The organism is Pedobacter yulinensis, assembly GCF_003029735.1.
In the GTDB taxonomy this organism is placed as follows: Bacteria; Bacteroidota; Bacteroidia; order Sphingobacteriales; family Sphingobacteriaceae; genus Pedobacter; species Pedobacter yulinensis.
The window spans coordinates 453,012-466,420 of sequence record NZ_KZ686270.1; the positions used below are offsets into that span (position 1 = coordinate 453,012).

Genomic DNA, 13,409 nt, shown 5'->3' on the forward strand with positions numbered 1-13,409 from the left:
CAAAGCAGGCGGAAGGTTTGCTTATGTCGGATTGATGACAGGTACGCCGCCCGTATATTTTCAATTTTTATATCTTTGCGCTTGAGAACTAAAATTTTAAACAAAATTCCACATATGTCAGTACAAAAAATTAAAGTTGCCAATCCGGTTGTAGAACTGGACGGGGACGAAATGACCCGTATCATTTGGAAATTCATTAAAGACAAACTGATCCTGCCATATCTTGAGCTCGACATCAAATATTACGATCTGGGTATCGAATACCGTGATGAAACCAATGATCAGGTAACGATCGACGCGGCAGAGGCAATCAAGCAATACGGCGTAGGCATCAAATGCGCCACCATTACACCAGACGAAGCACGCGTTGAGGAATTTAAACTGAAACAAATGTGGAAATCGCCAAACGGTACCATCCGTAACATTCTTGACGGCACGGTATTCCGCGAGCCGATCGTAACCAGCAATGTACCCCGCCTGGTTCCAAACTGGACTGCACCGATCTGCATTGGGCGCCATGCGTTTGGCGACCAGTACCGGGCAACAGATTTCGTTACAAAAGGAAAAGGCAAACTGACCGTAACCTTTACGCCGGAAGATGGCGGCGAGGCGCAAAGCTTTGAAGTTTACAATTTTAAAGGCGATGGCGTTGCCCTGGCCATGTACAATACGGATGAGAGCATCAGGGGTTTTGCCCGTGCCTGCTTTAACCAGGCCCTGATGAAAAAATGGCCATTGTACCTCTCTACAAAAAACACCATTCTTAAAAAATACGACGGCCGTTTTAAAGATATCTTCGAAGAAACCTATCAGAACGAGTTCAAAGCGCAGTTTGACGAAAACAACCTGGTCTACGAACACCGCCTTATCGATGACATGGTTGCTTCTGCACTCAAATGGAACGGAAACTTTGTTTGGGCTTGTAAAAACTATGACGGCGATGTACAATCTGACACCGTCGCACAAGGCTTTGGTTCACTCGGACTGATGACCTCTACGCTGATCACACCAGACGGAAAAGTAATGGAAGCAGAGGCAGCACACGGAACCGTGACACGTCACTACCGCGATCACCAGAACGGTAAACCGACTTCGACCAACCCTATCGCATCTATCTTCGCCTGGACACGCGGCCTTGAGTTCCGCGGTAAGCTGGATGGAAACGATGAACTGATCAAATTCTGCCAAACCCTGGAGCAGGTATGTATTGAAACCGTAGAAAGCGGTAAGATGACCAAAGACCTGGCAGTGTGTATTCATGGCAACAAAGTAGAGCACGGTCGCGACTACTTATATACCGAAGAATTCCTTGCTGCGATTGACGAAAATCTGCAAGCCAAACTGGCATAAAATTCATCCATAACTGGAAAATCCCGCTTCATGAACTGAAGCGGGATTTTTTTTTCAATTTTTTTCTGTGTTCCCCTTGCATTTTCCAAATACAACCTGTACAATTGTAGTGTACTATTTAACTAATACACTAGTATGATTCAACTTTCAAATATTTCGTTCGCATACAGCAAAGGCAGGCCGGTTTTAGAAAACCTGGATCTTGTACTGCAAGCTGGGCATATCTATGGACTGCTTGGCCTGAACGGTGCGGGCAAGAGCAGCCTGTTGTACCAAATAGCAGGCCTGTTATTCCCCGATCACGGTACTGCGCGCGTTTTGGGTATGGAGCCTGCCCAACGCAGCATAGAATTTCTGCAGTCTGTATACCTCCTGCCCGAGCAGTCGGCAGCAAGTTCGCTCTCGGCCATCAGCTATGCAGCCGTTCATGGGGCGTTTTATCCGGCATTCGACCAGGAACACTTCAGCCTGCTGCTGAAACAGTTTGATGTCGATCCGCGCCGGCCGCTGGACGCGATGAGTTACGGACAAGCAAAAAAGGCGATGATCGCATTTGCCATCGCAACCCGCGTGCGCATCATCCTGATGGATGAGCCGACCAACGGGCTGGACATTCCTTCAAAGCGGCAGTTCAGAAAAGTAATTGCCGGTGCGTTGCAGGAAGACCAGCTGATGGTGATCAGCACGCACCAGGTTCGCGACCTGGATAACCTGATCGATTACCTGCTTGTGCTCAAAGACCGGAATGTCATCTTAAACGCTTCTGCAGACCACATTACCAGTCGCATACTTTTCAGAAACACCATGGATCCACAGCAAGAGGCCGGCCTGCTGTATGCCGAAGGCGGACTGAAAGGATACGCTGTGCTGTTAAAAAACACCCATGGCCACGACTCCAAACTGGATACAGAAACTTTCTTCAATGCATTATTAACCGAAAAGGAAGCCGTGTTGGCTGTCCTCAACCAAAACCCCACAAACCATGGAATTCTCGCTTAAACGCATTGGTCTCCTGATCAGACTACAGTGGATTGAAAATCAAAAATTCTACGCCTGGGCAATGCTTGGCATACCGGTGCTGATGGGTGCGATCTTGATTATTTCGTCTTTGATTATGCCCGGCGGACTCACAGACGAAAACCAGGGACCAATCTTTATTGCCGGCCTGTTTTTCAGCAGCTGGATCTTCAACAGCCTGGTGTTCGGGAAATACAAAAGCAGGCCTGACAACCTGAAGTCGCTGAGTCTGCCGGCCTCAGCGGCAGAAAAGACTGCCTGCAGCCTGTTATTCACACTTGTGCTCTTCCCGGTCTTCTTTTGCCTGGTGACCTATCCGATGCTGCTGCTGATTGTTTACATCGATACAGAACTGATCGGAAACATCAATTCTTTGGTCGAGATTCGCCGCGATTACGTTCTTATTTCCATTGCAATACTTATCCCGCTGCTCCTGCTGAACAGTGTCATCACGCTGAGCGTCAGAAAGTACGCTTTTTTCAAAGCACTTGCTATCCTGATCGCGGCGTTTGTAACCTTAAATTTCCTGAACGGATTGATTATTAACACATATCTCGGCAACCAGGTTCCGGGACCATCGGCATCGTCCCGTGCGGCGTTCAAAGATCTCGAATTAAACAACGTACAGATACAGCCCGGGGTAAGTTCGAGTTTATTTTCCCAGTGGTCACTTGAGTTGCGCGCGAACTATCCCGGATATACGGGCCCCAGTGCATGGGTGAAAATGCCCGAATACAATGAATGGCTGCCGGTAGTGCTGTATTACGTGCTGGGCTTGTTGCTTTTCAGGTGCGTCTATCTGAAGATCAGGGAAACAACAATTTAATTGGAACACGATGGATTTTAAAGATCAACAAGCCATCTATCTGCAGATCGCCGAACATGTTGGCGAACAGATATTACTGGGCCGGTGGCGGGACAACGACAAGATACCTTCTGTGCGCGAACTTGCCGTTGCCCTCGAAGTGAACCCGAACACGGTCATGCGCGCCTACGAACACCTTCAGCAAGTTCACATCATTTTCACGAAACGAGGTATGGGATATTTTGTCGCCGACAACGCTATGCAACAACTTAGAAAAATAAGAAAAGAGCAGTTCATGACAGACGAGCTGCCCCTTCTTCTGCGAAAAATCGCATTGATGAATATTGATTTCAATGACATTGAACAGGCATGGAAATCGTATCAGGAAACCTTTCAAAAAGAGCAAAATGAAAAAAAGTAACCGACTTATTCTCGGCATGATCCTTCTGCTGGTGATCTCCCTGCTGGTTTTTAATTTACGTTATGTGCAGGCTTACCGCATGGGCGAATTTGCCGTCCACATACCAGAGTATAGTAACTATTGGAAACGCGAACTTGACCGGGTCGAACTTCCCGACTTCAAACACCTTATCGTAAACGGGGCGATACTCGAAACCCGGAACGGTAAGGCCATCGACTCCATCAGCCGTCGGCAAAACTGGAACCCGGCTTGCCTGGTAAGCGACCGTGAAGGGAAAACGAATGCCGTGTCGATACTGCGCGGGCTGCGAAAGCACCTGCGCTGGACACTGCGCAATGATTCGCTGTTTATCACCATTGAAAAAACCAGGCTGAATAAACGTGCTATCCGTTCCAGATACTGGGATGCAAGCATCTTCGTAGAAGTACAGCAACTCAAATCGCTGAAAGCGCTCAACGGAAATTTCAGGCTTCATAATTTGTCCAGCCGGGATTCTCTGGTCATCAACCTGGCCAACGAAACAAACCTGGACATAGAAAGTGTAAGAACGCCTGTCTTAAATCTGAGGGCAGGAAACTCATGCCAGATCAACTTCCTTGAAATCCCGGCCGCAGATGCGGCAACTTCATTCCCGCCAAGGCCGGCGATTCATTATTCGCTTGGAACAAAAAGTTCAATCCGCATTCCGACAGTAGACCAATTTGGCGAGATCAGGTCCTCAGACAAAATTCAAAAAATTGCAAGTCGCACAACGACAAGCGTGGTGCTGAACCGGCCAGAAAAATAATCATCAATAATTTTGCGGAATGCAGCCCGGTATCAAGTACTTGATACCTGCTACCGGGATTTCGGCAACTTGAACCCGTCAACTAAATTCGCAGTAACAAAACCGTTATCCGGGGCTAAATCTTGCTAAAATCCCGCTCTTCAATTCAAACATCACACACGAAGCTTTATCTTCACACATGTCTAAATTAACCCTCTCGTTTCTGCTCCTGCTTGCCAGTTTATGCAGTTATGCTCAGAAAGCCTCTATTAAAGGCCTCGTTTCCGATACCATTTCTAAAGCACCCCTCGAGCTGGCTACCGTAGCGCTGGTCAACACCAAAGATTCCAGCCTGATTTCTTACACCCTTAGCAACAAAAAGGGCGAATTTAACCTGAGCGGCCTGCCTGCCGACCGCAGCATGCGCCTGATCATTTCCTTCGCCGGTTATCAGTCTTTTAAAAAAAATGTCACGCTAGCCAGGTCGGAGAACCGCGATATGGGCATGATCTGGTTACAGGGCACAAGCCTGGCCGATGTAGTCATCAGGCGCGGCAGCCCGGTCGTTGTTAAAAAGGACACCATCGAGTTTGATGCCGAGGCCTTTAAGACCCGGCCCAATGCGGTGGTCGAGGAACTGCTTCGCAAGCTGCCCGGCGTGCAGGTAAACGTAGATGGCAGCATTCTGGTCAATGGTAAGACCATCAGCAAACTGCTTATAGACGGTAAAGAGTTCTTTGGAAATGACCCCAAAGTTGCCACGAAAAACCTGGACGCTGAACTCATCGCCAAAATACAGGTTTATGATGACCGGGACGATGATCCTGAGCACAAACTGAGCGCTACCGAGGTAAACAAAATTATCGACCTGAAACTCAAAAGCAGGATCAGAAAAAGTACGCTCGGCAAAGTTTACCTGGGCGGCGGCACTCGCGACAGGTATGAGGCAGGCGGCATTTTAAGCACCTTTCGCGACACACTGCAGGTGAGTTTGATCGGCATGGGCAATAACCTGAACAGAACGGGCTTTTCCAGTCAGGAACTGTACAGCATGGGTGGGTTCAACCGGTCGGGAGGCGACCAGGTCTGGAACGGGACCTTCGGATCAAGCGGTCGCGGCGGACTGGAAAACGTAATTTCCGGTGGCATGAACATCAACAACAACTACGGCAAAAAACTAAAAATGAACCTGCTGTATTTTTATAACCACACAGAACGCAGCTTTTCAGGGAATAATTTTCGTGAGCAGACGCTGGCCAACACTGTACTCAGCAACCGCAGCAGCAACCAATCAGAAAACCTGGACAATAAACACGACATCAGCGGGCTCATCGAATGGCGGCCTGATACGATGCGGCAGCTGCGGTACCAGCCAAAGGTGAACATCGGGAGTTCAAACAACTTCAACAACGGCAATAACTTTAGTTTCAATACCCAGCAACCGAAACTAAGTGAAAGCCGCAACCACAACGAAACTGAACAGGACAACAGTTCATTCAGCCACAGCTTTAATTTCTTCCGCCGACTCAAAAAGAAGGGCTCTTCCATCAATATCAACCACTTCCTGAATGTGAACGGCAACCAGTCTGAAAGTTTCAATTACAATGACCTGGTCTCTTATACGGCAGACATTCAGACCGAACTTTTTGAACGGAGGAATGGCTCGCGCCGCAAATACAGCAACGCCTCATTGGGTTTCAGCTACAATATTCCGATTTCGAAGAAAATCACGGCTGAGATCAGTGCCGGCGCAAATGCCAGCACCTCAGCAAACGTCGTCGAAATGTTTGACCGAAACCGGAGCACCGGGAACTACGACCTGTTCCTCGCCAACCAGAGCAGCGATCTGCGGAGAACAACTTTTACAGAAGACCTTACGCCCGTGTTACGGATCGAGCTCGCTAAAAATTATTCCCTGCGCCTGGGTGCAAACGCAAACATCCAGCGGGTCATCAGCAAATTTTACAACTCGGAGCTGAGCATTGACAGGAACCATTATAACATCTTTCCTTCTTTCAGCCTGAATGGGCCGTGGTTTTCGGTAAACTATAACGAAAACCTCAGTCAGCCCGATATTTACCAGATGCAGCCCATTACGGTTCGGTACAGTCAATTGTACCAGTTTTCGGGTAATCCCGAACTGGAACCCATGCGTACCCGGCGCTTTTCAGGGAACATTTACAAATACAATTATGCTAAGCAAGTCAACGTCAATGCGTACTTCGGGGTGAACATGCAGTCTAATAACGTAATTCAACGCAACCTGATCGATCCAACCGGAGCTACTACCGCCACTTATGTGAACAAAGACGGTGGGATTAACGGCTATTTCGGCGGCAACATTGGCAAACAATTCAAGAAATCGCAAAACTGGCAGATCGGGATCAATACTAATGTAAACGGCAATGTGGACAGGCGGGCCATTTTTCTGAATGCCGACGAGGGGGTGGAGAATGGTTACCGCTTCACCATTTCACAAAATGTCAACTTCAATTACACATCGTTGGTGTCCCTAAATGGCCGTTACGACTTCAGCCGGCAGATGACCCGCTACCAGGAGGTGAACTATGCAGCTGTCAACACCTACCAGCATACAGCAGGCGGCGATTTGAGCCTGCGCTGGCCCAAGCGTGTGATATTCGATGCGAATTACAGCTTCAACTACAACCCGCAGGTGGGTCAGGGATTTCAGCGCAGCGCACACATGCTGAACATGGCCGTTTCGGTACTGATGCTGAAAAAAGACCGCGGACAGATCAAATTATCAGTCTATGACTTGCTCGACCAGAACATTTCAGTTTGGCGATACGCCTCGGGCAACTCAGTCAGCCTGTCTGAAAACCAGGTTTTGCGGCAGTACTTCCTGATCAATTATCAGTACAAGTTAAATAAATATAAGTAACAATACGCTGACAGCTGTTGTGCTGACAAACAAGAAGGCTGCCGGCGCGTTATTAGTGCGTTAACTCAGATTACGCATGAAAAAACCGATTTTTAGCCTGATATGTATGGGTGTACTGTCTGTCGCGACAGCGTCTGCCCAACAGCAGATCAGAACTGGCTCGGGCCAGGCCCTGAAACTTCCTGCACCTGACGAAAGTGCATCAAAAAACAAATTTGCTAAAGTGATAGGCTGGCCCGAAGGCAAGACACCGGTAGCCCCTGCCGGCTTTACGGTAACAAAATTCGCTTCAGGTATTAAAAGCCCGCGAAACATCCTGGTTGGGCCTAACGGCGATGTATTTGTCGTGCTCTCAAACTCCGAACGGTCAAAAAAGGAAAAAGAAAAAAATGATGCCAACGGCAAGTCGCAGGCTGAAGTGGCCGGTAAAAGCGCCAACACCATCGTGCTTTACCGGGATGCGAATGCCGATGGCAAACCCGAACTTGTTACCCGTTTCCTGGGTAACCTGGACCAGCCTTATGGCATGGCCATCATCGGGCAGACGTTTTACGTAGCCAACACCGATGGAATTTACACCTATCCTTATAAAACCGGCGACACCGTGATTCTTGCCGCCGGAAAGAAAATACTTGACCTCCCGGCCGGCGGATACAACAACCACTGGACGCGCAACCTGATCACCAATGCAGACCAGACCAAAATTTATGTTTCGGTTGGTTCGGGCAGCAATGTTGGGGAGAACGGTTTGGAAAATGAAGTACGCCGGGCAGCCGTTCTCGAGGTTGATCCGGACGGAGCTAACGAAGTACTTTATGCAAGCGGTTTGCGCAACCCGGTGGGCATGGCCTGGGCGCCGGGAACCAACACACTCTGGACCGCTGTAAACGAACGCGATGGTTTGGGCGATGACCTGGTGCCCGATTACATCACCAGTGTGCAGCGCGGCGGGTTCTATGGCTGGCCGTTCGCCTACTTCGGACCCCATGAAGATCCCCGCCTAAAGGGTCAGAACCCCGGCCTGGTAAAAAAGACGATCGTACCTGACCTCGCCGTCGGCGCGCACACAGCTTCTCTCGGTTTGGCGTTTTACACCAAAACCAGGTTTCCGGCCAAATACCGTGGTGGTGCATTCATAGGCCAGCATGGATCGTGGAACCGTTCTTCTTTCTCAGGCTATAAGGTCCTCTTTGTTCCTTTCAGCAAGGGAAAACCCTCAGGCGCTCCGCAGGATTTTCTGACCGGTTTTATTGCAAATGAAGACACCCGGGAAGTATATGGCAGACCTGTTGGGATTGCAGAAACACCCGACGGCGCACTCCTGGTGGCAGACGATGTGAGCGGCGTGATCTGGCGGGTAGCTGCGAAATAGTGCAGAGTCGCCGAAAGTCTGCTGCTTTTAAGTATTTTGCGCCCCGATCTGTATGAAACTTTTCTGCCTTGTAATTGCCGGCATGCTGGCCAGTGTGCATGTATCTGCCCAACAGGACTCCAGCGTCAGGCTGGACGACGTGAGCATACGTTCGGGTCTCAATAAACGGCCAGCACTTAAGTCAGCAACTGCTGCGGGCATCCTGAACCCCGCGCAACTTCGCAATCATACAACGGCCTCACCGGTAAGTGCAATGAACAGCCTGAGCGGCGTCAGGATGGAAGAGCGATCGCCGGGCAGTTACCGTTTGTCGTTGCGCGGCAGCCTGCTTCGTTCTCCTTTTGGGATCCGCAATACGAAAATTTACCTGGATGTCTTTCCGCTCACCGATGCAGGAGGCAACACCTACCTGAACCTGATCGACATGAGTGCGATAGACCGGGTGGAGGTGCTGAAGGGACCTCAATCAGACCTCTACGGTGCCAATTCAGGCGGTGTAATCGTTATTGATCCCTCAATCGGCGATAAAACGCCGCCATTCGCGTCCGTATCCCTTTCGGGCGGCTCCTTCGGTCTGCGCCGGGAAAGCGCACGACTCGACTTACAGGGGGAGCATGCTGGAATCCAGATCAAGCAGGCCTGGCACCAAAGCGATGGCTATCGCAATAACAGCGCCATGAACAGGAAGTATCTGCAGCTTGCACCCTGGATACATGCCGGCGATCATGACCGGATCAGGGCACTGGTGATCTACTCTGACCTCGGCTACCAGACGCCCGGTGGACTCACACTCGGTCAATATCAGGCCAATGCCTCAGCCGCCCGGCCGGCTGCTGGTCCCAATCCCGGAGCGGAGGAGCAGCAGGCTGCTATCTACAACCGGACTTTTTTTGGCGGCTTGAGCAATGAAGCCGACCTCGGTAAAAAGTTAAAACATGTGGCGGCGGTATTTGCGTCAGCTTCCGATTTCGAAAACCCGTTTATTACAAATTATGAGCAGCGCAAAGAGCAGACGTTCGGTTTTCGAACCTATTTTGAATTTGCTGAAAAGCTGGAAAATACCCGGCTAAACCTGCACCTTGGTGCTGAGCACCTGGTCACGGGCTCGACGGTCAAAAATTATCAAAACCAACGGGGTACTGCAGCGGCGCCGATGGCAGATGATGCCCTCCGGGCGACCCAGTCCTTTCTTTTCGCACACCTGCGAACCGAATTTGGCGAACGGCTACAGGCCGAACTGGGTATCAGCCTGAACAGGTACGGGTACCAATACCAAAGTTTTTTCCCACAGCAGACGGCGGAGAATGAACGCCGGTTTGATCCGAAATTAATGCCCAGACTGGCACTGAGTTACCTGCTGGCGCCGGGCCTGGCTTTGCGTGCGTCGGCTGCCCGGGGTTATTCAACACCGACGATCTCAGAGGTAAGGGCTTCTGATAACCAGATTAACACGGCGCTGGATGCCGAATCAGGCAACAATTATGAAGCTGGCCTCCGGTATGAACACCCCGGCCGGTGGTGGAGCCTGAATATTGCCGCGTTCGACTATCGCTTAAACCGGGCCATTGTACGCCGGCTTACGCCTAATGACCTGGAGTATTTTATTAATGCCGGCGGTACGCGTCAGCAGGGACTGGAACTTCAGGGAAATCTCTGGCTGATCAGGCCCGCTGAAAAGCAACTGATCAGGGGACTTGAATGGCGCATTGCAACGACCTACAGCGACTTCAGGTTTGCCGGCTACCGCAATGCGGATACTGACTATTCCGGCAACCGCCTGACCGGCGTTCCGAAATGGGTGGCTGTTAACAGCCTGCATGTGCTGCTGCCCCTGCGCCTCGACCTCTTCGTGCAACACAATTTCACCGATGCCATTCCGCTTGACGATGCCAATCTTGATTACTCGCGACGGTACCACCTGCTGGAAGCCCGTATTAGTTGCGCAGCCATCAGACTCGGGCCTGGCAAAATCAATTTTTTTGCAGGAGCAGACAACCTGCTTAATCAGCGGTACAGCCTCGGGAATGACCTTAACGCCTTTGGCAAACGATACTACAATGCTGCGGCACCGCGCAACTATTACGCAGGCCTGAGCATGGAGATTCGCTAACACGGCAAGTACAAGTCCCGTAACCACAGCGCGCGTCCGAGTGAGCCCAAATCGGCGTGCGACTACAGCACAAGGCTTGTTCCACCGACCTCTGGTACCACAGGCAAGCCATGCATTTTAGCAATTAAATTTGGCGGCCATGTAAAAGCACCGCGAGGGCGCAATCAATCACGCAGACGGCGAGCAACTCGACAGCAAAAAAGCCGCGACCCCATCCGGGGCCGCGGCACCCATGAACCCAACCCAACTATTCCTCTTTCGGGGCATGCTTCACTTCTTCAATCTCGTTAACAATAACGTCGATTGAAGCGTGTTTTACGCCATCCTTGCCCTCGTATGTATTAACCCTCACCCGGCCCTCAACCTGGTAGGCTGCGCCTTTTTTGATCAGTTGTTCGGCAAGCGCAACATGGTCGTTCCAAAAAAGCAGGTTGAACCAGTCAGTGTGTTTAGTTTGGTTGCCTGCCGTACCGAAATATTCATTGACGGCCAGGCTTACCTTGGCTAGTTTCCTGTTGTTTGCGAGCTGAATAACTTGCAGGGCCGAACCTGTGCGGCCCATGATGCGAAGGCTGTTTTTTGGTGCTTCCATTTTTTTCATGTATTTAAGTGAACGGATGATTAACGACCGGCAGATACCGTCCTGCCGACAAAACAAAGATGAGGTCTTCGCGCCGCCCGAACCGGAGAATATCCGGATATACACGGATATATCCGGATAACTCAATTAACCCGCCCAAAAAACACATGATTTAAAAAATTTCTTTATATTTAATAAACCAACCTATGAACAACAATTGCAGAGAGTGTGATCGCCCCCTGAATGGCCGCGCAGACAAAAAATTTTGCGATGATCAGTGCAGGAGCAGTTACAATAACCGAAATAAAAAGATGCCTGTAGCCATCGTGAAACGAATCGACTGTTTTTTAAAAAAGAACAGGGAAGTCCTGGAAAAACTTAATCCGACGGGAAAGCTGGTTGTCAATAAATCGGTTCTGCTCAGAGCCGGGTTTAATTTTCAATACCACACACACACTTACATGACAAGAAGAGGCCAACGCTATGTTTTTTGTTATGACCAGGGTTATCTGGGGCTTGAATCAGACCAGATCCTGCTCGTCCGTGATCTTCCGGAAAGGTACTGATGTGCGCGAACCTGTACGGTTACGCAGAGTGTGTTTTTCATGAAATTTGACGATCTTTTGCAAAAAATTCCATGAACAATTTATCCGCAGAACTGGACAGCCAGCGTGAAGTTGCAAGGCAGCTTCGGTGCCCGGAAGGCGAAGGCGGCATCAGAACAGCCACCGGCATGGAGCACAACAATGCCAACATGATCCGTAAAACACTTGATGGGCTGGAACCCGCATCGGGGTCTGATGTGCTTGAACTCGGTTTTGGCAATGCCGCCCATCTGAACTACCTGTTTTCGAAATACAGGAACCTCAGGTATACCGGGGCCGATATCTCCGAGACCATGCTTGTCGAGGCCAGGAACATCGCTGCCGTGTCAGACTGGGCACCCCGTACGCGGTTTTTGCTTACAGACGGCAAGACCCTGCCATTTGATAACGCTACGTTCGACGGCGCCTTTTCTGTCAATACGATCTATTTTTGGGAGGACCCGCTTGCCTATGCCGGCGAAATCAGTCGCGTACTCAAACCAGGAGGCTGTGTGTGCCTGGGTTTTTGCTCCGCACAGTTTATGGAGAAATTACCTTTCACGCAGTTTGGTTTCACCCTGTATGAACCGGAGCAGATTGCCAGACTGATGATGGCTGTTGGTTTCGGTGGGGTTAGCAATACCCACTTTGAAGAAACGATCACAGCTCCCAACGGGGTCACCGTTGAACGCGACTTTTATGTCATGAAATTCACCGCGCTGCTGGGATAACCTTGTAGGTACGACCAACCGCCACCCGGGGCAAGGTGTGGTGCTCCCTGAAATGTTTGTAGGCCGGCTCGAGTTGTTTCCAGAGGCCCTGGTGAGCGGGCCAGCTTTTTGATTGGCGCCGAAACTGGTCAGGTTCCATTTTGAAAGGAAAAATAAAAACCGGAATCTCGTCCTGACCACTTGCCCTGGCTTCCACCGCCATCACGTACACCTCCCTGATCTTTTCATCTGTAAGGGGGATGCAGCCTACGGTAACGCAATTTCCGTGGATATAGATATCGCCGCCGGGTGGGCGGCCGCCACTCCGGAACAGATCGGCGGCGTTCGGATAGTCGATACCCAGCGAAAGATGGTAAGCGCTCAGGGGGTTAAACGCATTGATTTTATAAAAACCTTCGGGGGTCTGCAAGTCACCCTCGGCCAGTTTAGGCCCAAGCGTTCCCGAGCGAGCGCAGAAGTCATAGGTTCTGAACAAACGAAACTGCCGTTCTGCGGGAGCTTTAAGCCACAGTTCCAGTTTTCCTTCGGCTTTGAAAGCCTGAAGAAAAATCTCAAACCGCTTACCTGCACCAGCCTCATCCAATTGCCTGCGAAGCACCGGCCATACTGCATCGTAAGCCTTCGCTACCCTTTCAAAAGAAAGCTGTTTCGTTTTAAACGTACTTTGTCCATTCATTTTTTGCGTAAGCAGCAGCATAAGCCCCAGTGCAAGCGAACCGATTTTCGTCATAAGCCTTGTTCAGCAATTTAGCTAATTTTTGCATCTTTACA

Annotated in this window: 12 protein-coding genes; 10 read left to right on the forward strand and 2 right to left on the reverse strand. The window is 50.2% G+C overall.

Going from position 1 to position 13,409, the window contains the following annotated elements:
• The first annotated feature begins 114 nt into the window (after window positions 1-114).
• The 8 genes from C7T94_RS16500 (at window position 115) to C7T94_RS16535 (ending at window position 10,743) form a co-directional block, all read left to right on the forward strand.
• The gene (locus tag C7T94_RS16500; RefSeq protein ID WP_107216636.1) at window positions 115-1,350 is read left to right on the forward strand and encodes an NADP-dependent isocitrate dehydrogenase; all 1,236 of its coding nucleotides are present in this window, start codon (window positions 115-117) and stop codon (window positions 1,348-1,350) included.
• Between the two features lie 135 nt (window positions 1,351-1,485).
• Window positions 1,486-2,349, forward strand: a complete 864-nt coding sequence (locus C7T94_RS16505) for an ATP-binding cassette domain-containing protein (RefSeq protein WP_107216637.1) — start codon at window positions 1,486-1,488, stop codon at window positions 2,347-2,349.
• Window positions 2,333-3,193: a hypothetical protein gene (locus tag C7T94_RS16510; RefSeq protein WP_107216638.1), complete on the forward strand. Its 861-nt coding sequence runs from the start codon at window positions 2,333-2,335 to the stop codon at window positions 3,191-3,193. The genes C7T94_RS16505 and C7T94_RS16510 overlap by 17 nt, the downstream gene beginning before the upstream one ends.
• Window positions 3,194-3,203: 10 nt before the next feature.
• Window positions 3,204-3,593: a GntR family transcriptional regulator gene (locus tag C7T94_RS16515; RefSeq protein ID WP_107216640.1), complete on the forward strand. Its 390-nt coding sequence runs from the start codon at window positions 3,204-3,206 to the stop codon at window positions 3,591-3,593.
• Window positions 3,580-4,380: a hypothetical protein gene (locus tag C7T94_RS16520; RefSeq protein WP_107216642.1), complete on the forward strand. Its 801-nt coding sequence runs from the start codon at window positions 3,580-3,582 to the stop codon at window positions 4,378-4,380. Before C7T94_RS16515 ends, C7T94_RS16520 begins: the two co-directional genes overlap by 14 nt.
• 178 nt (window positions 4,381-4,558) lie before the next feature.
• Window positions 4,559-7,261: a TonB-dependent receptor gene (locus C7T94_RS16525; protein ID WP_107216644.1), complete on the forward strand. Its 2,703-nt coding sequence runs from the start codon at window positions 4,559-4,561 to the stop codon at window positions 7,259-7,261.
• A gap of 76 nt (window positions 7,262-7,337) precedes the next feature.
• On the forward strand, window positions 7,338-8,633 hold the full coding sequence (locus C7T94_RS16530; RefSeq protein ID WP_107216645.1) for a PQQ-dependent sugar dehydrogenase: 1,296 nt from the start codon (window positions 7,338-7,340) through the stop codon (window positions 8,631-8,633).
• 52 nt (window positions 8,634-8,685) lie between these two features.
• On the forward strand, window positions 8,686-10,743 hold the full coding sequence (locus C7T94_RS16535) for a TonB-dependent receptor (protein ID WP_107216647.1): 2,058 nt from the start codon (window positions 8,686-8,688) through the stop codon (window positions 10,741-10,743).
• A 247-nt stretch (window positions 10,744-10,990) separates the two neighbouring features.
• Here C7T94_RS16535 and C7T94_RS16540 read toward each other — a convergent pair whose 3' ends face one another.
• The gene (locus C7T94_RS16540) at window positions 10,991-11,344 is read right to left on the reverse strand and encodes a single-stranded DNA-binding protein (protein ID WP_107216649.1); all 354 of its coding nucleotides are present in this window, start codon (window positions 11,342-11,344) and stop codon (window positions 10,991-10,993) included.
• A gap of 290 nt (window positions 11,345-11,634) precedes the next feature.
• Between C7T94_RS16540 and C7T94_RS16545 the strand changes: the two genes are divergently transcribed.
• Both C7T94_RS16545 and C7T94_RS16550 read left to right on the forward strand, forming a co-directional pair.
• Window positions 11,635-11,889, forward strand: coding sequence for a hypothetical protein (locus C7T94_RS16545; protein ID WP_239495052.1), 255 nt, complete (start codon window positions 11,635-11,637; stop codon window positions 11,887-11,889).
• Between the two features lie 71 nt (window positions 11,890-11,960).
• The gene (locus C7T94_RS16550) at window positions 11,961-12,638 is read left to right on the forward strand and encodes a class I SAM-dependent methyltransferase (protein ID WP_107216652.1); all 678 of its coding nucleotides are present in this window, start codon (window positions 11,961-11,963) and stop codon (window positions 12,636-12,638) included.
• On the opposite strand, the gene C7T94_RS16555 is transcribed toward C7T94_RS16550, so the two are convergent.
• Entirely contained in the window at window positions 12,619-13,368 is a 750-nt protein-coding gene (locus C7T94_RS16555; protein WP_107216654.1) for a L,D-transpeptidase family protein, read from the reverse strand. The genes C7T94_RS16550 and C7T94_RS16555 overlap by 20 nt on opposite strands.
• Window positions 13,369-13,409 lie beyond the last annotated feature (41 nt).

What these genes read in the sequence shown, in the direction of transcription:
- C7T94_RS16500 (WP_107216636.1), top strand. Translation starts at nt 115, where the DNA reads ATGTCAGTACAAAAAATTAAAGTTGCCAATCCGGTTGTAGAACTGGAC.
- C7T94_RS16505 (WP_107216637.1), top strand. Translation starts at nt 1,486, where the DNA reads ATGATTCAACTTTCAAATATTTCGTTCGCATACAGCAAAGGCAGGCCG.
- C7T94_RS16510 (WP_107216638.1), top strand. Translation starts at nt 2,333, where the DNA reads ATGGAATTCTCGCTTAAACGCATTGGTCTCCTGATCAGACTACAGTGG.
- C7T94_RS16515 (WP_107216640.1), top strand. Translation starts at nt 3,204, where the DNA reads ATGGATTTTAAAGATCAACAAGCCATCTATCTGCAGATCGCCGAACAT.
- C7T94_RS16520 (WP_107216642.1), top strand. Translation starts at nt 3,580, where the DNA reads ATGAAAAAAAGTAACCGACTTATTCTCGGCATGATCCTTCTGCTGGTG.
- C7T94_RS16525 (WP_107216644.1), top strand. Translation starts at nt 4,559, where the DNA reads ATGTCTAAATTAACCCTCTCGTTTCTGCTCCTGCTTGCCAGTTTATGC.
- C7T94_RS16530 (WP_107216645.1), top strand. Translation starts at nt 7,338, where the DNA reads ATGAAAAAACCGATTTTTAGCCTGATATGTATGGGTGTACTGTCTGTC.
- C7T94_RS16535 (WP_107216647.1), top strand. Translation starts at nt 8,686, where the DNA reads ATGAAACTTTTCTGCCTTGTAATTGCCGGCATGCTGGCCAGTGTGCAT.
- C7T94_RS16540 (WP_107216649.1), bottom strand. Translation starts at nt 11,344, where the DNA reads ATGAAAAAAATGGAAGCACCAAAAAACAGCCTTCGCATCATGGGCCGC.
- C7T94_RS16545 (WP_239495052.1), top strand. Translation starts at nt 11,635, where the DNA reads ATGCCTGTAGCCATCGTGAAACGAATCGACTGTTTTTTAAAAAAGAAC.
- C7T94_RS16550 (WP_107216652.1), top strand. Translation starts at nt 11,961, where the DNA reads ATGAACAATTTATCCGCAGAACTGGACAGCCAGCGTGAAGTTGCAAGG.
- C7T94_RS16555 (WP_107216654.1), bottom strand. Translation starts at nt 13,368, where the DNA reads ATGACGAAAATCGGTTCGCTTGCACTGGGGCTTATGCTGCTGCTTACG.